We start from the raw sequence: 22,699 nt of genomic DNA on the forward strand, positions 1-22,699 counted from the left end.
GGGCAGCTCGTGAGTAAAACTGCTTCTGGAGGCGTTCTATCGGCGATCGATAGTAATATCGGTCTAGAGTCGAGCCTGTGAGAGAAGAATCCCCCGCATTCTATGCGTGGGGAGTGTCAAAGAATTGAGCTTAATATGAGATTGAATGTAATTTGTTCAGAACTTGTGCCGCCACCGAGTTTCTTTAAGCTAATTACTCGATTTGGCAAAGTATTTCTCGAATGGGAACGGGGTTTTTGAAGATTTGCCGACAAATCCTGTCTTTCATTCCTTGTTTCCCCAAATTCGCACAAGCGTTAAAATTTAGTCGATCGAACTTTCAGGATATTTTTGAGATTATGGCGAATCAACTTCCGATTCCGGTGATTGTTAACGGTGCTGCAGGCAAAATGGGCCGCGAAGTAATTAAGGCGATCGCCCATGCTAGTGACATGACCTTATTTGGGGCTGTAGACCGCTCTCCTGAGTGCCTCAACGCCGATGCCGGGGAATTAGCCGGATGCGGCCCGTTAGAAGTTCCCATCACTGACGACTTGCAAGGAATGCTGGTATTAGCAGCTCAGGAAAAGCAGTTAGGGGTGATGGTAGATTTTACGCACCCTTCGTCAGTTTATGAAAACGTGCGATCGGCAATAGCTTACGGCATTCGCCCAGTAGTCGGCACTACCGGATTGAGCAGCAAGCAAATTGAAAACTTAGCTGAATTCGCTGATAAAGCGAGCATCGGCTGTTTGATCGTACCCAATTTCTCGATCGGCATGGTTTTGCTCCAACAAGCCGCCGTCACGGCATCTCAGTATTTTGAACACGTAGAAATTATCGAGCTGCACCACAATCAAAAAGCCGACGCCCCCAGCGGCACAGCGATTCAAACTGCCCAGATGTTAGCAGAAATGGGAAAAACTTTCAATCCGCCAGAAGTTGAGGAAACGGAAAAATTAGCCGGTGCTCGGGGTTCAGTGGCCGATGAAGGGATTCGCATTCACAGCATCCGTTTACCCGGTTTAATTGCCCACCAAGAAGTAATTTTTGGCGGCGCCGGTCAAGTTTATACTTTACGACACGATACGAGCGATCGCGCTTGTTATATGCCCGGAGTCTTGCTGTCTATACGCAAAGTCCTTGAATTGCGATCGCTCGTTTACGGCCTGGAAAAAATACTGTAGGTAATTGGGCATTGGGAATTGGGCATTGGGCATTGGGCATTGGGCATGGGGAATTGGGGATTGCTAATTGCTAATTGTTAATTCCTAATCCCTAAGTTCTAGTAAATAACCAATAACCAATAACCAATAACCAATCACCAATCACTAATCACTAATAATCAATAACTAACGCCCTATGCCCTATGCCCCATGCCCCATGCCCCATCCCTAATTCCCCATGCCCAATTCCCCATAACTTCCTATGCTAATTCCCTTAACCCGCGAAACCTTTCAAGAACTAATTCCCGCCGTCGCCACGGGAGCGCAATACAAATATATCTGGGGAAAACCGCCCGATTTTTTGAGGCGAATGTTAATCTCGGCAGTCAGCGTAGTTTTCCTCCTGGTAGTTTATAACTTCGTCGGTTCCGATGTCGGGCCGCTAGTTTTAATCACCGGATTGATAGCTGGTTTGTACTGGCTGTGGGGGCCGATTTTGTGGGCGAGTTTGCGGAATGCAGAATGCCGCAAATATCAATACTGCGGTTTTTGGCAAGGACGAGTTTTGGATATATATATTACAGATGAAGTCACAAGTCAAGAAGAAACAGTCAATCAAAAAGGACAACTCGTAATAGTTGACAACCTAGAACCGCGCATCAACTTAGAAGTTGGTGACAAAACCGGATTTACTACTACACTTCGAGCTCCCTTGCGGAAAGATCACCAAGGAATTGTCCCCGGCCAAGCTGCTTTAATGTTAATTATGTCAAATCAAGAAGATTTAGGCAGAATTGCCAAAGTTTCAGATATTTATATTCCCAGCCGTGACGTGTGGGTGAGCGACTATCCTTATTTACGCAGAGATTTGTTTGTCGAGATGAGCCAACAGATTAAAAAAGGTAGGAAAAAAGACCGAGAGCGAGATAATGACAATAGAAGCACAAAAAGGCGATCGTCCGCTGATTATTAATCTGGGACTTATGCACGGGTGCGTGGGCAGAAACCGGGTTTTTGGGAGATACTTGGTTGTAGTCGCAAATTAAGGTAAAAAACCCGGTTTCTCGGATCTCATATCAATTCCGTTATTATCGGAATGACAAGCGAAGAGACTGCAGTGCCGTTTCCCTACCGAAAATAATATTGTAGGGAAACGGCACTGCAGTCTCCTAATTTTGGCTAATAATTCCGATGCAACCGGAAATGATCTCACAGATAGAATGACTACTGACTAATAACTAATGACTAATGACTAATGACTGCTGACTTATCGCTCAACTATTCCCCTCTTGGCCGTAAGCCTGCCAAGCCAAATCCACCAGCCCGTTAACAATAGCCACAGCTACCACGGCAGAGCCCTTGCGGCCCTCAATCCGAATGTGAGGAATCATCGAATCGTGCAGCCGCGACTTAGCCACATCAACCCCCACAAACCCAGAAGGAGTCCCAATCACCAAAGCCGGTCGAATTTCCTCAGATTCAATCAAATCTACGATCGCCGACAAAGCAGTTTGAGCCTGGCCCACCACAAAAATCCCTTCAGGATAGCGTCTTGCCAAAGTTTCAATCCCCCAAGCCGCCCGCGTCCTTTCCCTTTGGGGGCGCGTCAAAGCCTCCATCGAACAGTAAACCGGATTCGCAAAGGTAGTTTGGATTTGTGGGGTAATGCCCACCTGCACCATCGGCACATCTACCACGATCGTAGTCCGAGCAGCCAAAGCCGCCGCCCCAGCCTGCAAAGCCTGATCGGAAAAACTAATTAAAGACTTGTACTCAAAATCAGCAGTCGCATAAATCACGCGGCGGACTATTTCGTACTCCGCCGCTGAAAAACCGTGGTCGCCAATTTCGTTATCGATTAATCCCAGACTCTGGGCATCGCTTACGTGCCATTCCATTTGTTGGATAGCTGTCGCCTGTGAGTTGTCAGGTATCAGCTTACCAGCTTTTAGTCATTTGTTGACTGTTGACTATTGACTGTTGACTGTTGACTGTTGACTGTTGGCTGTTGGCTGTTGACTAAGTTTCCGACGACGAAGAAGATTTGCCCAACACCGGAGTCAGGAATGCCACCAAAACTCCGATCGCAAAACCGGACACATTCCGAACCACAGGCAACCAGTCAGAAGTCCGAGTCACCACTGGTCCAAGTCCGAAAGCGAAAAACAGAATGCCCCACAGCGGCGAAAAAATCAGAGCCCACTGCCAAGCCACAACCTGTCCAGGCTTCCGAGGCTGAGCCGCAAACCCGCAGATGACGCCGCCAACCACCGACGTAATTAACGTCAGAACCCACTGTTCCCTCGGCAAACCGGGAACCACGCGGCATCCGCCCTGACGCAAACAGCCTTCTATAGACTCCAAAGATTCAATAATCGCTCGATCTTCGCCATTGTCCCGCACAAAAAATTGATTACCGTAGCGGGTTTGCAGTTCCACCCAAAAAGTGCGCGGCAGCAGCGGATACAGCGAGTCGCCCACATTAAAATTGAGCAAATTGCCCCCTCGGGGGTCAGCAACTAGCAACACACTCTTGTCATCTAGCCCCCAATAGCTTTTGACAGCCAAACCGGGCGTGCGATCGTACTGAGTTAGCACTCGCAGTTTCCAGCCGGTTTCGGCTTCAAATGCCTTTAAATTTTTTGCCAAAGTTTGTTCTTCAATATCCGTGAGGGCTTTAGCTAAGTCAATGATCGGCGTCTGAGTTGACGGCAACAAATCGGGATTATTGAAAGCGTGGGCCGCAGGTGCGATCGTCCACACAGACAAAGCCAGAAAAAATGCGGCAACAGAGGCTAGAAATTTTCGCGGGAAAAGCTGTGACATAGGAACTTATAATCCGGGTCTTAATTGTGAATGCTAGCTGGCGGTCTTAACCAGAGGATAAGAGAAAACTCATATTTCTTTACAATTATTTACTTTACAGGAAGCCGAGAGCAAGGGGAAGGGTTCGGGGAAGGAAAGTTTTGAACAGGGAAGGGACTGACAATTAACTGTAGAGGGCGCAGTTGCGATCCAGGGTCAACCATCGTTAAGCAAGAGCTCGATTTCCTGACGGGGTGAGTATCGATCCCAGATATTGCACCCGCAATCAAAAACCTGTAGGCGCGGGTTCACCAAAAGCTTTAAGGGGTGCAGACAGGTTAAATAAACCCGCCCCCACCTACAAAAAAGCCCCTTATTGATATTGGTGCAACATCTCAGATTAATAATAATTCAAGCCGATGGTAACAAAGAGAGACCCTGTGTGCGATCGGTTATTTAAGTATTTTCCTGCCTGAAAAAACTTACCTTCATAAAGATTTAGCATAAGTTGAAAAACTACCAGTAAATATACTGGAAATCCAACAGACTAGCAACACCCAAAAAAGCTCTAAAATTATGTATTTTCCCGAATATCTTTATCATCGAGCCGAGCCGATAATGATGAGCTACCGCTGAATAATGATTTAAAAGAAATTAACCATTTCTCAAGGAGCGCCCAGAGTGCCTTTAACCGACCCGATTAGAGAACCTTTAACAGAAATGGAATCCTTAATTCCCGGAATTGCCCCAACTTTCGCCCCACAATGGCCGGGAATTCAGACTAACAAAACCTTATTAGATCAAACTCCGGGCTCTTCTCAAAACCCCGAACAACTTAACTTAATAGAACCCGCAAGCGGGCCCGCATCCGAATTCAGTCGAACAGAAGCTGATGCTTTTATTATTAATAAACCCTCCGATATTAACAGCATACCTTCTACCAACACCAGCCTGCTGATAACTAACAGCACTCTCAGGGATACAACAAATTCTGAAGTTGACCCTCTAATTGGTAAACTAGACTCCGACTTAGGAGACCTCCTAATCAACCCGAATCGAATTGCATCAAATAACGTTTCTTCTGATTCTAATAAACCTGCGACTGACATACCTCCAGTCAACTCCTCAATCAGCAACTCAGAACTAAATAAAAGCACAGCAGCTACAACCGCTGTTTCCGATGAATTGCTGGAAAATAAAACACAATTATCGCCAACCGCCTCCACAAAATCAGAACAAGATTCGGACAAAACATTACCCGTTGTAACTGCATCTACCACGAGCGAAAAAGCTTCCGACAAAACGCCATTACCCGCTACCGCTGAAACGACTTCAAAACCCGAAGAACACCAAACGCCTTTATCATCAGAGACTACACTCTTCTTCGAGTCATCACCAAACAAAATATCACCGGCAACTGCATCAACGACTGATAAATCAGAACCAGATCGAACATCACCTGCAACTGCCTCAGCCACTGAAAACCCTGAACCAGATCGAACATCACCTACAACTGTATCAACGACTGATAAATCAGAACCAGAGCGAACATCACCTGCACCTGTATCAACGACTGATAAATCAGAACCAGATCAAACATCACCCGCAACTGCATCAGCCGCTGAAAACTCTGAACCAGATCGAACATTACCTGCAACTACATCAACGACTGATAAATCAGAACCAGATCAAACATCACCTGCAACTGCGTCAGCTTCTGATTTATCAGAATCCAACAAAACATCACCTACCGAAATATCCACCACCAAAAACTTAGATACAGCCACTAATCTAGAACCCCATAAAATCTCAACCCCAGAACCAGATCAAACCTCAACTCCCCCAACCAACGTTAACTTTGACTCAAACGCATTCACTGTCGATGAAAAAGGAATAGTCGGCATACAATTCACATCCGACGGCGGCTGGTATAGCGGACAACTAGCCATCGTCAGCATACTCGGAATGGAAAAATTCGTTCCCGGTTCCGAAGCCTTCATCAAAGAAGCAGCAAGTCGAGCTTTAAGCAACTCGACAAAGGGCTACATCGCAATTTCTGACGATTTAGAAGGAGCATATTACACCGATCCTAACAGCTCAGAAAACCTCAATTCCGGGCAATACCTCGGCACAAAAACATTTGCCATGACGCCTGGAGACAAATTCTTCTTCATGCTAGTACCCAACGGCACCGTACAACAAGTATACGACAACCCCGCAATCGGCGGCGACAAAAAACCCCTATTTTCAATAGCTACAGACAATCCCAGCGACACCTTCAGTATCGGTCAAATTGCCGACATTACAGGCGAAGGCCAACTCTTCGCCATGGAAGACATGGGGCTAATTCAAGGAAGCGATATCGATTACGATGATATCACATTCCGTGTCACGGGCGCTACATCCAAAATAGTTCCCCTCAGCGAATTAGTTGACTCCTTCTCTGCATCAATTCACTCCCAGTTAGTTCAAAAACTGAAGGGTGAATCGGATAAATCAGAGCCGAAATTTACCCAAGAATCAACTGTTACTAATTCCGGCGATCAATCCCAGGGAGAAAAACCATCGATAACTGCTGATAACGACCAACAAAAACCTCAGCCAACAGCAGCAACAGTTGCTAACTCAGACAGCCAAGAATCGCAACCAACAGCAACATCAACAGTTGCTAACTCAGACAGCCAAGAATCACTACCAACAGAAACATCAATAGTTGGCAAATCCGATACTCAAGAATCGCAACCAACAGAAACATCAACAGTTGGCAAATCTGATACTCAAGAATCGCAACCAACAGCAACATCAATCCTTGTCAAATCTGATAGTCAAGAATCGCAACAAATAGAAACATCAATAGTTGACAAATCCGATACTCAAGAATCGCCAGCCACAGAAACATCAACAGTTGGCAAATCAGATAGTCAAGAATCGCAACAAATAGAACAAACAGCCTCTCCCCCAGAGACACCCAGTGTTAGCCCTAATGAATTAAATTCGGAAATAGAACGGCCAGTATCAGCCGAATCAATTGTCAGCGAGTCAGCAGATGCTGAATTAATTAAAACCGACACAACTGCAACTAATCGCATTCCTCAATTGCCGGCTGAAGCCGACTATGCTGTAAATAATGCTGCTTCTCCACCAACCGCTAAAACTCTGCTGACTCCCACTTCTATCGCCTCACAGCCTCCTGCAAAAACATCTGAGATTGCCGATAATTTTGGCGAAGAATTGCCAAGAGAAACCCATGACAATCTTCCTAATGCTGCGTCACAATTGCCGATAAAATTTACTGAGGTTATTCCCGCATCCAAGGCTGTTGATACCCAAGAAAATGACCGAGATGTTACCGAAACCGCAGCCGAATTTGAAACTGAACAATTTCTCACAACAACCGATTCGGTTATTGCTACAGAAACAGAAAACGTTGCCGATTTAATTGAATATGACACCGCCGTCTCTGAAATAACAGCCGAATTTGAAACCGAACAATTGGTCACAAAAACCGAGTCAATTATTGCTACACTCGAAGCGGATGATACGGTTGAACGCGATATCCCTGTTGCTGAAATAACAGCAGAATTTGAAAGCCAACAATTGCCACCAAAAACAGACGATATCGCTCTTGCAGAATTCACTGCGGATACAATTGATACGGACATCGCTGTCACCTTCACAGCAGCAGAATTAGAGACTGAAAACTCCCCGGCAATTGTCGTTAATTCTCTCGAACCCGACCCGCTAATTTCCCACTCAAACTCTAGCGTACAAACCGATTCTCCCATACTGGCACTTTTCTCAGCTCCATCAGAAACAGCAGCAGGTACGGCACAGATAGCCTCAGTCGAAACCAGCGTTTCACCCTCAACTCTTAAATCCCCACCCTCACCAACTTCAAACACTTATAATAGCAATTCAAATCCCACAGAAACTACCGTCGCCCAGCCCACATATTCTGATACCGAAATTGCGCCCAAACCCGCAGATGTATCGAGCGGTTGGCTGCCATTAGAGGCAGAAGAATCGGCTCAATTTTCGGACGGTATTGCAGACAGTCAATCTTATTCCACACAGAGTACAGGCAACTTTCAAAGCAATATCAATCCCCCAAGAAATTTATCAATAACAACAACAGCCAATTTACCAATCCCCGGGACTTTTCTTGTAGATAACCAAGGAGAAGTCAGATTTGACTATGTATTTGACGGCGGCTTGTTTGAAGGCGAACTCGGAATTTTCAGCCTGGCAGGAATGGAAGCATTTACACCAGGAACTCCAGAATTCATTGCCGAAGCATTCCGTAGAGTTTTAAGCAATTCCACCGACGGACACATTGTCATTAGCGACTCGATAGAAGGAGCCAAATTCACCGGTTCGATGCCGTTCGACTGGGAGTGGGGCAGCGGCGAATATCAGGGTATCAAAACTTTCTCCATGCTACCAGGCGACACCTTTGCCGTCATGTTAGTCCCCAACGCTACAATACAATCATCCCTCCAATCCTCGTATTCGGGAAATTGGTTCCCCGAACACCGTCCCTTATTCAGTATCGCCACAGCCAATCCCAACGATACCGCTCATCTGCTACAAATAGCCGACATTACCGGCACCGGCAACACTTTTGCCCTCGAAGATATGTCATCCGCTAACTCTGACAGAGATTACAATGACCTAATCTTTAAAATTAGTGGCGCAATAGGAAACGCACCGCTGCTAGATACAGTCATCAATCCTGATAGAGAATGGCGCAATACTCCGTTAGGACAACAATTGCTCGGCGAAGCCAATCCCCCGAATTCTGACAACAATCCGCCCGTTGTTTCACCGACAAACGCTCGGACTTATACAGAATTAGAAACAACTATTTCATTAGAAAATCTTGCCACAGATGCAGAGGGCGACCCCCTGACAATTAGCGTCCTCAATCCAGTTAACGGCACAGTAATTTTCAATCCCTCAACTAACAAAGCATCGTTCAAACCGGCAACCGGTTTCTCAGGAATTGCCAGCTTTGATTTCCTTGCCAGCGACGGTTTTGGTAGTTCAACGCCCGCGCGGGTGACAGTCAACGTCAGCGATGTTCCCCTGCTGAATCTAGATTTTGTGAAGCGAAATCCGATCCTCAATGCAGGAGAAAATACGGAATTAGTTGTGCTCGGAGATTTTGCCGACCAAAAAGGTGTAGTGCTGCCAGATTCTTATTTAACTTACACTTCAATAAATCCAGAAGTAGCACCAATAGACGCAGCCGGGAAAGTGACAGGTTTAACCAACGGCACTTCGATTTTGAGCGCGAGTAGAAACAACCTGCAAGCAGTGACCCCAATTCGCATTGGGGCGATGCCGCAACCGACAACAGACGCTCAATTGCATCAGATACTAGCCGAAATGTACGGACTAGACCCCTACCCGGATGCCGTCTCCCTGACACCCGGCGCAACCCGGAAACTGTCCCTCGGCTTGAACCCTGGGTTGAGCGAGGTCAACTTAACCGCAGCCAGTACGGGTACGCGCTATTTTAGCAACAACAGCAACATCTTGAGGGTCAGTCCCGACGGCACTATTACAGCAGTCGGCGTTGGCGATGCTGCGGTGACTGCGATTTACGGTGCAGCAGAAGCAACAATTCCAGTGCGAGTCGAAGCGCCGCGAAGCGGGCCTGCAACCGTGGGGGCTGCTGGCGGCGTCGTCCTCTCAAGCGACGGAGAACTTATGGTGATGATGCCTCCCGGCGCTTTGAACAGCGATACAAATGTCAGCATTGCTTCCTTAAATCGCTCCGAGTTATCGCTGCCAGTCCCGACTGGATTTGAGTTTGCCGGGGCTTTTAATTTGAACTTTGGCGATAGCTCTCTGGAACAGCCCGTTCAATTAGCGGTGCCAGCACCAGAGGGCTTACCTGCGGGAACTGAGGTCTACTTCATGCGGAAGGGTGCGTTACCGGATGAAACTGGTGTCTGGAAACCAATCTGGCTTCAAGAAGAATCTGGTGTAGTTGGGGATGACGGCACAATTCGTACCTCCTCGCCACCCTATCCAGGGGTTGTCAGGCCAGGCGAATATATAATTGTCTATTCAAGTCCCACCGGAGATGCCACCTTAGTCAAAGGTCAACTCACCCTTAACTACGATTTCCCCCTAGCATTTTTTGGCATCATTGACCCCTTGGGAGGTATCGGTCAGTTGATCGATCCAAGCAACTTTGTCACCAATTTTGGGTTTACAGTTTCTTACGACATCTCTTCAGTCAAAGTAATCGCGATCCCTAAAGTGGGATTGCCAATAGTTACTGAGTTGGGCGTCCAACGAAACTCAAACGGCGTTGCGACTTTGGAAGCCAACCTAAATATACCAACACCAGCAGCTTCCAATTCCGCAGCCGCACCTAAACTTCAAGCAGCCTCTCTGAAGTTCAAAGACGAAAACAATCAACCCTTTGAGGGTAACGAACCGATTCTTTTCCTCAAAGCCAGTAACGTTCTGGCGAGCAATTTGGGCGATCCCAAGGGCAGCCGGCTCGAAGACTTAGTTGTGAAATTCTACGTTGGCGATCGTGTTTACGAACAGGCAATATTGCCCAACCTTAGCGCAACTTTGGGAGACAACCAGTTTGAAGTGGCAGTTAAAGTACCTAATACTGTAGTTTTGGGTGAGTCTTACATTTCCTTATCCAGACGGCAGAATCAACTGGTCGATCAGAACCTGACGGAACCAGTGTATGAGGAGATCGAATACAACAGCAATCCCATTTGGTTGGACGCGGGAGCTGAGTATGTTTTTGCGGCGCTAAAAGGAGCTGATGCTGTTGCAGTTTTAGACGGTACAGATCCCGAGTCGGTTGTGGCAGCTTCTAGCAGTTCTAATTTACTGCTTTCTACTATTCCTGTGGGAGATGGCGCGATCGACAGACCGCGAGACTTAGCTGTGACGAGTGACGGAACCCGCGTTTACGTGGCTCTGGAGCAGTCTGGTCGTGTGGCATTGGTCGATCCGATGGTGTTGCAACAGGTGGACACCAAACCAGATACCCCCGGCATCAACCCGATCGATTTGCCTATTGGTGCAACGCCTCGGTCAATTGCCATCGACCCCCGCAACCAATATGCCTACATCTCTGATGGGAAGCGAGGAAACATTTATGTTTTGGACATCGACCCCTTCTCCGAAGAATATCATCAGGTCATCCAGACTATCTCCCTAAGCTCAGTAACGGGTGGGTTAAATGAAATAGCTATTAGCAGTGACGGGCGCAAGCTCTTCGCCACTGCACCGGGCTTTCCAACTAGCCAGATTATCGCGGTGAATATCGATCCTGAAGACCAACCTCTCGATCCAAGCCAGAACCCCCGCAAGTGGCATCAGGAGATTGGTGTGGTAAATACTTTTGCTGGGGTGCAGGGAATGGCTGCTACCGCCGAGCCGAATCGGATGACCTTTACTAACACCAGTAATGATAGTAAGGGCTTTGGCGTATTAACAATTACCAACGACGATCCCACTAGCTTTGCCGCTACTGCCAACGATTATGCGGCGCTAAGTTTGGGTGACCCCCTAATGGGCGGTTCCCTAGATTACTTTGATGTCAATCGGGCGGTGGCTGTCACGGTGATGCGCGATGGGTCCTATGCGTTTGTGGCCGCGAAAAACGACAGTTCGCAAACCGGAGTTGAGAGCATAGACGGGGTGCGGGCAGGAAGCAATATCGGCATCATTAAAGACCCGTTTGGACCCACTCCGAAACTGGTGGCGGCGACTCGACCGATACCGCAAGGGGCAACCACTGACTTGGTACTTTCTAACGATAACAAATACCTCTATGCTTCCTACCCCACCCTGAGCGGCGACGGGGGTGTCTATGTCTTCGATGTCGAGGAAATTATCAGAACTCTCGAAAACCCTGGAGATTTTAAAATCGACAACCTCGACAGAGGTGTCAAATCGCCTTACTTCAATCCTGCCACGAGCCGTCCGGTCAGCTCGAGTAAATTCCAAAGCGTTCCAATTGACGATATTAACCCAGCAATTAGTATCGCTGCTGACTATGGAATTGTTACGGGGGATTGGCCTCGCAACCAGTTTACTTACGGTGTGTTTGATAGCAAGCACAGTCCGATCGCAACGGCTGGAAGCCCTTGGGGAATGGCAGCAAGCTTGAGTATCCAAGAAGATGAGAAGGAAAGGTTGCAGGAGCTAAGCCAGAGGATCGCAGAGCTGGTCGAAATGCGCGATACAGCAGACAATCCCAACGACGTGGACAAACTTCTTGAAAGACCTATTAGACAACGGGATGGACTGTTAAGAAAAATCTCAGTTGAGGTTCAAAGAGATAAATATGGAGATGAAGTGAATGTTAGTCCCGTTGAGCTGGAGGGAGGCAGATTAATCTTTGAAATCAACTACGAAAATCTTTTTCAAACTTTTTATGGTAGTAGCTCTGTTGCATGGAATATCGCACCGCTCGAAAAACGAGCTGTATTCGATATTGGTAGAGAGCTTGCTTCCCAACGAGTAAATTTACCCGCAGGTACTAAGCTCAAGACCATGTTGGGTTTTGGCGGGACTACCGCTCAAGGGCTTGTTCAACCTTATCCCGGCGATATCGATTATGTGGAAACGTTTGACGTATCCGCTCCCAATGCTCAAAACGCAGCGACAGCTATTGTCGATACTCTTATCGACTTTGTAAGACGCAATCAAACAAACCCAAGAGTTGAATTTGAGAAGATTATGATTAGAAGTTCCAAAGGAGAGCGATTAGTATATAAGAGTCTTAGCGAACTTGAAAATAATCGCAGTACAATTTCGGAGGCATTACAAGGATTAAATGGGACAGATCGGGATTTTATCAATACCTTCTGGCGGGCGAAGGTCGATGGAAACCGTTTTATCGGCATTACTAAGGTTTTAGGCATCTCCGCTAAACAGGCAACTACTGGAGAGATTCTTTTCTCTACTCAGCCTTTCTCTGAGGATGCAGAATTTTACCTAATCGAAGAAGATACAAGCACCACAAATCTTCCTTTGGAAACTCGACCGGGTGGAGCGGAGTTTCAGACTGCCTTTATCCTTAAGCAGCCCGAAACATTTCCCAAGGAAAAACTGGGTTGGTATGCCAGTACAATGCGTAAAGAGGTATTCGAGCTGGTATTCAATAACAAAAAAGACCCGGAATCAGGCTATAACCCAGATGGGAAATATCTCAAAGCGGCCAAACGTGCATTTAACTATTTCATGGCTCTTGGTAACATAGAAGCAATGGAAGCTATAACACCTGTTTTCAGCACACTGCAAGCACAGGTTAACCAGCAAGTTACCGTTATGGAAGCGATTCGAGCCGCCTTGAATCCTGAAGAAGTATCTACTAGAATCCTTAAAACTTATGATGCTGAAGCAATGCTCAATAACGTTGCCAACATTATCGATGGTCTTCTACCGGGAGTTGGAGGCGAGGTGAATAAAACACCCGCTCAGATAGCTGCGGAATTAAGAGAATTTGCCGCACAGCTTGAAGAAACTTCTGACGGATTCTTGAAACAAAATAAAGATCAAGGTAATAGCCTGGCTATATTATTGAATTCAGCTAAATCAACGATTAATCGCGGTGTGAGAGAGATGGTTCAACCAATATTGGATACCTACCTAATCAACTACCATCAAAACCTCCCATAAAACGTTTCAACTCCTACCCAATTGTGTTGCTATGACTGAATTTTTCTTCCCACCAAAAGACGTAAAAGCAGTCAACCCAGCAGAAGCCAGAAGGCTGTTTGAGCAAGCCAATCATTTCTGGTTTGAGGAAGGATGCTATCACCTTGTCCTACCGCTTTATCTAGAAGCCCTCAAGTACGACCCCACTGACCCAGTAATGCTCTATCAACTGGCTGTGGTTCTGCGGGCGTTTGAGCGCTTCGATGAGGCAGCACTTGCACTCGAAATGGCATCTCTTCACCAAATCCTTCTCAGCAAAATAGGCAGAAAACTTTTAGATAGAAGGAAAAAATGGCTGCTGAAACATCTTTATAATGCACGGCCCTTGCCCATACCAGCAATAGAAATCGACATAAAACAATTTGTCTTAAAGACTTTTAATTATAATGAGTGGCTTGAAATTGCTATTGCTGCTAGCGAGCGGAGAATGTTTCTTTTGGCAGCAATTACCTATGACAGAAGTCTGCCTTTTTCTGAATTCCAAAAAACTTGGGAAGCCGAACAAGCCAGACTTAATAATCAGAGCGATATCGCAATATTAAATAATCTGCGACCATCCGCCAGACAGCTATTTGAGAAAGCCAATCATTTCTGGTTTAAGGAAGGACGCTATCACCTTGTTCTACCAATTTATCAAGAAGCCCTCAAGTACGACCCGACTGACCCAGTAATGCTCTATCAACTTGCGGTTGTGCTGCGAGCCTTTGAACGGTTCGATGAAGCTGTGCAAGCACTCGATCTGGCATCCCTTTATCAAGACCGTCTGAGTGAGAGGGGCAGAAAGCTTTTTGCTACAATGAAAGAGTGGCTACTGCAACGTCCCTCTTATAGGCCGCCTCTGCCCATTCCCGCGTGGGAAATCGACCTCAAGCAACTTTATTCGATGAATTTTAATAGGAATAATTGGTCTGTAATTAGTGCTGCTGCTGAAGATCGTAGAATGTTTCTTTTGGCTTACGAAACTTATCTTAATGGTAAGGGTTGGTATGACTCTGAAATACTTAAGGAGGAAGAAGAGCTGCGACGCGAGAATGAGAGCGATCGATCGAACTTAAATTATATGCGACGAGATTAAGGTAACTTCTCTGTGCAATATTTCAAACTTACTTAAGACCTTACCATCAAGACATTAGTCCGAGACCATAATTCACATTGTTGCCAAAGTCAAAGAGGAAGTTGAGAACTATGAATCACATAGAAGCAAAGCGGTTATTTGATGAAGCGAATCGTCTGTGGTTTGGGGATATAAAGTTCAACAAAGTGCTACCTCTGTATCGAAAGGCCCTGAAGTACGATCCAACCAATCCTGTCATTCTCTATCAGCTAGCTAACGTGCTGTGGGCTTTTGAACAATTTGACGCAGTGCCAGCGTTAGTTGCCAAAATAGAAAAACACTTAGACCGTTTCAGCGATTTCGGGAAAGAAATGTTTGCTAAAGAAAAATCCCGGTTGCTCGCTCCATCACCTTTCAAAACTCCGATGCCCATACCAGCTTGCTCCATTGACTTAGAAGAACTTGATTCAAAGCGTTGGCCTTGGGAGAAATGGATGGACATTAGATCGCCAGCAGAACAGCGCAGAATGTTTAACTTAGCAGCCCGGGATCGAGATAGAGGTTATCTTTTCGATGGTGACTCAGCAAGAGAGATATGCAAATTAGACGATAAAAACAGCGATTGTTTTGATGATTGACTACTAATGTTCCCCGATGCAAAAGAGTAAAAAATTCTTTGAAAAAGCTGAGCTTTTTTAGAGAAATTTGAAGAATCTCAGCTTTTTCAGAACGAGTGGAAAAACATGAATATCATAGAAGCAAAGCGGTTATTTGATGAAGCGAATCGTCTCTGGTTTTCGCAAGGAAAGTTGAACAAAGTATTGCCACTGTATAGAGAGGCCCTGAAGTACGATCCGTCTAATTCTGTCATTATCTATCAGCTAGCTAACGTGCTGTGGGCTTTTGAAGAATTTGACGAAGTGCGAGCGTTAGTTGCCAAAATAGAAAGAAACTTAGACCGTCTCAGCGATTTCGGGAAAGAAGTGTTTGCTAAAGCAAAACCCAGGCTGCTTTCTCCATCACCTTTCAAAACTCCGATGCCAATACCAGCTTGCTCCATTGACTTAGAAGAACTTAATTCAATGGGTTTATCTCACAAACAATGGATGTGTATTTCATCAGCAGCAAAACAGCGCAGAATGTTTAACTTAGCCGCCCTGGGTGAAGAGCGAAGTTTTCCGTTTATCACTCGTCAATCACAAATAGAAAAACGCAAACTAAAGCAAGAAAACGACAATTGTTTAGGGTATTTACAACGAATGTTCCCAGATGCAAAGCGGTTATTTGATGAAGCGAATCGCCTCTGGTTTGGGTATGGAAAGTTCAACAAAGTCCTGCCCCTATATCGAGAGGCTTTGAAGTACGATCCATCCAATCCTGTCATTCTCTATCAGTTAGCTAACGTGCTGTGGACTTTTGAACAATTTGGCGAAGTGCGAGCCTTAGTTGCCAAAATTGAAAAAAACTTAGATTGTTTCAGCGATTTCGGAAAAGAAATGTTTGCTGAAGAAAAATCCCGGTTGCTCGACCCATCACCTTTCAAAACTCCGATGCCAATACCAGCTCGCTCCATTAACTTAGAAGAACTTGATTCAAGGGGTTGGTCTTGGGAGAAATGGATGGACATTGGATGGCCAGCAGAAGAACGCAGAATGTTTAACTTAGCAGCTATGGCTGAAGAGCGAAGTTGTATTTTTGATGGTGACTCAGCAAGAGAGATATGCGAACTCGACCAAAAAAACTCCGATTGTTTTAACTACTTACTACTAATGTTTCCCGAATCAAAAGAGTAAAAAATCCTTTGAAAAAATTGAGCTTGTTTCAACTGTATCCCAAGAAAAAATGAAAGGAGCAAATGACTAAAACTGAGATTTAGACGCTACCCCGTCGCATAAACGCCGATCGCGATCGCTCACATTAGGATTAGTTCTCAAATAATCTCCCACCCAGTCACAGCCCCTCACCAGCAAATCGTCAAGATCCAAATTCCACAAAATCACCCGATTATCCCGGCCCGCAGAAGCCAGAACCTTCCCATCCGGGCTAAAACTCACACTCATCACACTATCCTTGTGACCCGTCAAAGTTTTCAGCAAAGTCCCGCTGCGGCTCCAAAGCTTCACCTTATGATCGTAACTGCCCGAAGCAACCAACAAACCATCCGGGCTAAAACCCACGCTAGTCACGCTGTCGCTAGAACCCTTCAGCAGCGTCGCCACCAAAGTCCCATCTACCTTCCACAATTTCACCGAATTGTCGTAACCAGCCGAAGCCAGCATTTTGCCATCAGGGCTAAAAGCAACCCCCAACACAAAACTGTTGTGAGCTGCTTCAAAAGTTCTTAGCAAACGACCGTCCCGATTCCAGAGTTTGAGAGTACCATCATCGCTTGCAGAAGCCAGCATCGAGCCGTCGGGACTGAAAGTCACCCCAGTCACCCAGCCTGTGTGTCCCGTCAAAGTCTTAATCAGCCTGCCGTTTCTAGTCCAGAGTTTCACAGTCTTATCCTTGCTAGCCGAAGCCAGAACCTCGCCGTCGGGGCTAAAACTCACGCTCATCACGCTGTCGGCGTGGCCGTCGAGAGTGAACAGCACAGAAGGCGAACACGGGAATAGCGGAGCCGAAGGACAAGGGAGAATATTATTCATGCCATCTTCTGTCAAACTCCACACCTTCACCGTTTTGTCGTAACTCCCAGAAGCAAGTAGCTGGCCGTCGGGGCTGAAACTGACGCTGGCGACTCTCTGAGTGTGTCCTTCCAAGGTTTCCAGCAAAACTCCCGTGCGGCTCCAGAGTTTGATAGTGTTGTCCGTAGAAGCAGAAGCCAGCCTTTGGCCGTCGGGGCTAAAAGTAACGCCTTGCACCCGGTTTTGGTGTCCGTCGAGGGTTTTGAGCGGCACGTCATCGAGTCGCCACAGCCTGATAGTTTTGTCAAAACTTGCCGAAGCCAAGGTTTTGCCTTCTGGGCTAAAACTCACCTGAGTAACTCGATCGGCGTGTCCCTCAAAAGTTCTCAGTAAGCGACTCTCTGGTTTAATGTTGCTAGCATCCGTTGGGCGTTTGTCGCCAACACCAGCAAGATTCCAGAGTTTGACAGTCCCGTCTGCACTTCCAGAAGCAAGGGTTTGACCGTCGGGGGAGAAACTGACACCAAATACCCACTTGCTGTGTCCCCGCAAAGTTGCGAGCAGTTCACCTTTTTTTGCTTGTGTTGAATTTTCTGTTGCTGGGTGTTTTAGTGCAGCGAGGCTCCAGATTTTCACCGTTTTATCTTCACCCGCACTGGCGATCGTTTCACCATCGGGGGAGAAACTGACGGTGTAAATTTTCGAGGGTTGTCTGTTTTCGCTGTGCCATAAATTAGCGATTAACCTGCCGTCCGAACTCCACAGTTTCACACTACCGTCATCGCTCGCCACAGCGATTATTTTGCCGTCGCGGCTGAAGCTTAGCCAATTTACGGGAGCAAATTGTTCGATCGTTCGCAGCAGCGTGCCGTCGGTTTTCCAAAGTTTGATAGTTTTATCAGTAGAGCCAGTGGCGATCGTTTGACCGTCAGAACTAAAAGCAACGCTGGTAACGCTATTAGTATGCCCTTTGAAAGTAGCCAGCAAATTGCCGTCAGTTTGCCAAATTTTGACAGTTTTATCTAAACTTGCCGAGGCTATGGTTTTGTTGTCGGGACTGAACGCCACACAGGAGACACTGTTAGTGTGGTCTTTTAAAGTTGCCAGCAAACTGCCGTCGCGCCGCCAAAGTTTGACGGTTTTATCTACACTGGAAGAAGCTATTGTTTCGCCATCTGGACTGAAGCTAAGACCCCAAACTACATCGCCGTGTCCTTCCAAGCGGTTGCGTTCTTTAACTCCATAAACTGCCTGCTGGAGGGCGGCAGAAATCAGAATTTCGGTGTCTTTAAGAGTATACATTTTTTGGGAGTGTTCGATCTGTTTCCACTTTTTACCAGCTCTCAAACTTTCCATCATGGCGTCAAATTTGTTGTTTGAGAAATAAAGTGCTTCAGAAGCGGCTGTCAGGGTACTGATTTCGGCTCGCTGAGTTTGAGCGACAGCTAGCTGTTTTTGACCCACAGCCCGCCACCAAAAATTTACGGCGGCGATGGTGGAACTGGTTAGCAGCATGACGCCGATCACTGCTACTCCCAGCAGTTGTTTGAGAAAAGTATTGGCTCGGTAGAGCTGTGCTTGACTCATTTTTTTGTCTGCTTCTGCTTTGTGCAGTCTGGCTTCTAAGCCGAATCTTTGGCGGATCGGTCGCACTAAATAGTCGTGTACCAATTGATAGCGGTCTTCGGGCGCTTCCCGTAGCAGAAATAGCAAACCGTGACCAACTAAAATGTCTAAAATTAAGTCGAGGTTGTCGGTTTTCTTTTGTCGGCTTTCAGGGGCTTTTGCGAACTGCCGCGGTAGGGAAATTCGGTTTCTGCCGATCGCCGATAATTCGGTTTCGCGGGCCTCGGCTGGCTGCTGCCCTGTAACTAACGAGAGTTCGTGTTTGGTTTTTATCAGCCGAACGCCTCTTTCATCTGTCAGGGAAAACAATATTTTCCAAGCTGCGTCTTCGTTAACCAGACCACAGTCAGAGATGACTCTTTCGAGCGATCGCTTCACTAATTCCGCTTTGGGATTGTCCCCCAATTGCTGGTATTGTGCTAGACTGGTAATACCTTCTTCTTGCAGTTGCGCTCCTACTACCTGCAATTCGATTGGTCGCACTTCTTGCAGTTCGTCTGCTAAATCTTCTACGAAGGCATCGATCAGTGCCGGCTCTAAATAAAATTCCGCCCGTTCTGTTAAGTGTCCGATAACAGCCCGCGCGTCTTTGATAGAAAAACTCCGCAGTTGGTAGCGGATGCTTTTGTCGAGAATATTATTGTTAATAGCGTCAAGATTTGGGAAGCGATCGCAATCTAGTAAGTAGTGCAAATAATCTTCGCGCAAGCACAGAATTATCTTGACATAAGGCAAGTTCAAAAACAAACGCAAAAAATTATAAAAAAGTTGTCTTTGTGCCACTGAAGTCGAAACAAAGAAAAACTCTTCAAATTGATCGAAAATCAGCACAGTCAACAAATTATTTGTGGCATTTTCGCGCAACTGCTCTATAATAAAAGAAGAGACTTCCGAGCTGCGAGCCGGAATCAGCGAGCAACTTCTTTTGTGGATTTCCTGTAGTCCTTTGGAGATTAATTTACTTTCCTCTTCGGCTTGTTTGTCGTACAGTGCGCTGTTCAAAGCATTTTCTAACTCCACCAGCCAGTCGGTGTAAACTTTGACTACTACAGGCAATGTATCGCGCGCGCCCGGAGTAATATTTTTCAAAGCTGGTACTAAGCCGGCATTGACTAGAGAACTTTTCCCGACTCCGCTGGGCCCATGAATAATAGTTAATTTATGGTCGTCCCTGCTAATTCTTTCTAGCAAGCTATTGATATCTGTTTGGCGCGAGTAAGCTGTCATGGAGGCTGCGATGGCAGCTTGGTTTTGAGCTGAGGGGCCTGAAGGATTGACGGCTTGGCGCTGCTGCTGCAATTGGCTGGCTCCGATAAAAGCTCTAAATCCGTATTGATATTCGATCGAACGCTGGGTTTTTTTAATCCGAAACGCTTTAAGATACTCTCCCTGCTCGAAATAAACCGCTTGCAATTCCGTCAAAATATCGATGTAAAGTCGGGGGTCGTACTTCGGCTCGCTTTGAGATTGAGCCAACTCCAAAGAATGAACCGCCGCTTCCCACTGGCCTAGCTGCCGCAAACTTCGGGCTAAAAGTAAAAGATACGAACTCCTGTCGGATTTAGGATGTTGGATTTTAGATTTGGGTTCGTTACTTAACTCGTTAGGGCCCAGAAATTCTGGATAATTTCCCTCAAACCCCAATCTCAAATCTTCAATCAGCAATCTCAAATCATTAGGCGTTTGATCCAAAATCGCCAAAGCCAACTCGGCTAGCTGGCGGGCTTGACTCCACCTCGACTCTTGCAGGGCAACTTCAGCCAAAAAGCCGTAATCTTGAGCTAGTTGGCTGGGAGTACCGTAAGTGAAGTGCAACTGCAAAGAATTTTCAGCTAATGCTTGCAACTCTCCCCAAGCTTTCAGGCGCTGCAGCACTTCTCCGAGGTGTGCTGTCACCTCAGCTACCAATTCGAGGCGTGAGGCAAGGGAGAAAGCGTTTCTAGATTGTTCCAGGCTAATCCAAGCTTGTTCCCAGTGCTGGCGGTTGGCAACCGGGTTTCTGGCTGCTTGCAAGCGGTGACACAGGGCTATGTGAAACAGCACTATGCCTTCTCTCTCTAAAAATAAAATATTGGGGACAGGATTCGACAAGGAGGGGAAGGTTTCTGGGTTTTCGGAATTTTCCAAGTTTGCCAGTTCCCAGTTGCCCGTTTGCTGCTGCCAAAATACTAAACTTTCTTGGTAGTGAATTAAGGCAGTTTCGGTTTGGTCGCTGACATAGTAATCTCGACCGAGAACGAATTGCAGGCTGGCTTTGAGGGCGGGTTCTAATTCTTCACCGCGATTTTGTAAATCTCTTAAAGCTAATTCTAGTTCTCGGCGTGGCAAAGAGCCGATCGCCAAATCGAAGGTATTGCCGGGACTCAATGGCGAATACGAGTGGACATCTGATTGTCCTCGGTTTTGGGGCCCTGAGTTAAAAGTTAGAAAGCGTTCTCCGGGGCTGAGTTCGCGCTCCATGTCGCGTTTTTCGCACTGGGTGTCGCAGGTCTCACAATTAGCGATGGTGCTGACGTTGCTGGTGGCGAGTTCTTGATTGAGTTCGCCTATTTTAAATATAGTATCGGCCCGTCTAGCTAGGAAATTAATTAATTCGTCAACGCCCATTTCAAATTTAATTGTGGCAGCGGCCCAACTTTTGAAATCCGGGGCCAGACGAATCATTTTGGTCACGATGTCATCTGTTACCCACAAAATCACTGGGCAGGAAAAATTTTTGCGAAATTCGTCTCGTACTTGATTGGTAGAAGCCATCAGTTCGTCGATCGCTACTACTGTTTCTAAACCGAATACCATCAAAGCCGAGGCGGCACCGACAGGCGAGTACCCCTCCTGAAAAGTGCTTGCCTGCAGAGTAGTGTAAAGGGTTTTAACTGAAGGTGGCAGGACGATATCTTGAATTGGAACTGGGGACACTTCTCGCAGCCGCTGCGCTATTTGCTGCCGCAACTGCTCGTAGTTGCAGCGCACCAAAATTAGCGAGAATTGGTGTTGAGACATTGTGATTGACCTGACCAGAGTTTTGAGCGATCGCTCGTTGTAGTTGGCAGTTTCTTGTACCTTAATTAGATCGGTCATGCGTGCACCCCTTTTGCATTAATCAATTACCTAACCCTCGCCAATCGTGACTGAAAGCGTCTCTACTTAGACATCCCCGTCTCTGTCTGACGCTTTATCTCTGTATAAATACGTAGTTTCCCGTACTTGTCCTATCAATACTTACATAGTTATTAGATCCAATGTAAAGATATCATACCTCTCAATCTCAGAGAATGCTAGACTTCCCAATAAAATTTTAATGTCACCTGATAATTTTTGATTCAGCTATATATAAAGGACTACAGATCGTAAATAGCCAACCGCTAAGTTTATCCTCATAGCGACGACTAGCTATTAGTAAACAACTCCGATATATCTGTAGCAGGCATTTAACACAACAGCCAAAACAATTGTCCTCCGGGATGGGATTATGTGAAATTAAGAGCAACCGGTAAAAACAGACATAGGGGGTCTGACATTGCAGATATGAGAGTTGAAAGTGGGGAAAGTCCTTAGTGGCGGCAAAGTTTTACACGACAATAATATTCACCGCCTATAGCCAGCATTAAACAGAAATCAGCCAGTGGCAAAAACCGCTGACTAATTTCTGTATTGGATTGTAAGATTTCGGAGTTGGGAGCGATGAATTTTCAGTTAAATACTTTCTAAGTTTCTCGTGGTTAAGGGTTCTTAGA

At 46.3% G+C, this 22,699-nt stretch carries 9 protein-coding genes; 6 read left to right on the forward strand and 3 right to left on the reverse strand.

Annotated features, from left to right (window positions below; all coding sequences use genetic code 11):
- Positions 1–338: 338 nt before the first annotated feature.
- Together dapB and QUB04_RS14780 are read left to right on the forward strand one after the other, a co-directional pair.
- Positions 339–1,166: a 4-hydroxy-tetrahydrodipicolinate reductase gene (dapB, locus tag QUB04_RS14775; protein WP_333285337.1), complete on the forward strand. Its 828-nt coding sequence runs from the start codon at positions 339–341 to the stop codon at positions 1,164–1,166.
- A 241-nt stretch (positions 1,167–1,407) separates the two neighbouring features.
- Complete coding sequence (locus QUB04_RS14780) at positions 1,408–2,118, forward strand: phosphate ABC transporter permease (protein WP_333285339.1); 711 nt, start codon at positions 1,408–1,410, stop codon at positions 2,116–2,118.
- Positions 2,119–2,419: 301 nt separating this feature from the next.
- On the opposite strand, the gene QUB04_RS14785 is transcribed toward QUB04_RS14780, so the two are convergent.
- Together QUB04_RS14785 and QUB04_RS14790 are read right to left on the reverse strand one after the other, a co-directional pair.
- A complete protein-coding gene (locus QUB04_RS14785; protein ID WP_333285340.1) occupies positions 2,420–3,043 on the reverse strand; it encodes a precorrin-8X methylmutase in 624 nt (207 codons plus the stop codon).
- A 121-nt stretch (positions 3,044–3,164) separates the two neighbouring features.
- On the reverse strand, positions 3,165–3,971 hold the full coding sequence (locus tag QUB04_RS14790) for a TPM domain-containing protein (protein ID WP_015179020.1): 807 nt from the start codon (positions 3,969–3,971) through the stop codon (positions 3,165–3,167).
- Between the two features lie 660 nt (positions 3,972–4,631).
- On the opposite strand from QUB04_RS14790, the gene QUB04_RS14795 reads away from it, so the two are divergent.
- The 4 genes from QUB04_RS14795 (at position 4,632) to QUB04_RS14810 (ending at position 16,505) form a co-directional block, all read left to right on the forward strand.
- Complete coding sequence (locus tag QUB04_RS14795) at positions 4,632–13,619, forward strand: DUF4114 domain-containing protein (RefSeq protein WP_333285342.1); 8,988 nt, start codon at positions 4,632–4,634, stop codon at positions 13,617–13,619.
- A 31-nt stretch (positions 13,620–13,650) separates the two neighbouring features.
- Positions 13,651–14,733 carry a tetratricopeptide repeat protein gene (locus QUB04_RS14800; RefSeq protein WP_333144064.1) on the forward strand — a complete coding sequence of 361 codons (1,083 nt, stop codon included), beginning with the start codon at positions 13,651–13,653 and terminating at the stop codon, positions 14,731–14,733.
- A 110-nt stretch (positions 14,734–14,843) separates the two neighbouring features.
- A complete protein-coding gene (locus QUB04_RS14805) occupies positions 14,844–15,350 on the forward strand; it encodes a tetratricopeptide repeat protein (RefSeq protein ID WP_333144063.1) in 507 nt (168 codons plus the stop codon).
- Positions 15,351–15,455: 105 nt separating this feature from the next.
- The gene (locus QUB04_RS14810; RefSeq protein WP_333285344.1) at positions 15,456–16,505 is read left to right on the forward strand and encodes a tetratricopeptide repeat protein; all 1,050 of its coding nucleotides are present in this window, start codon (positions 15,456–15,458) and stop codon (positions 16,503–16,505) included.
- Positions 16,506–16,571: 66 nt separating this feature from the next.
- Here QUB04_RS14810 and QUB04_RS14815 read toward each other — a convergent pair whose 3' ends face one another.
- Positions 16,572–22,043 carry a WD40 domain-containing protein gene (locus QUB04_RS14815; protein ID WP_333285346.1) on the reverse strand — a complete coding sequence of 1,824 codons (5,472 nt, stop codon included), beginning with the start codon at positions 22,041–22,043 and terminating at the stop codon, positions 16,572–16,574.
- Between the last annotated feature and the right edge of the window lie 656 nt (positions 22,044–22,699).

The sequence above is a fragment of the Microcoleus sp. D2_18a_B4 genome (assembly GCF_036702475.1).
Taxonomy (GTDB): Bacteria; Cyanobacteriota; Cyanobacteriia; order Cyanobacteriales; family Microcoleaceae; genus Microcoleus.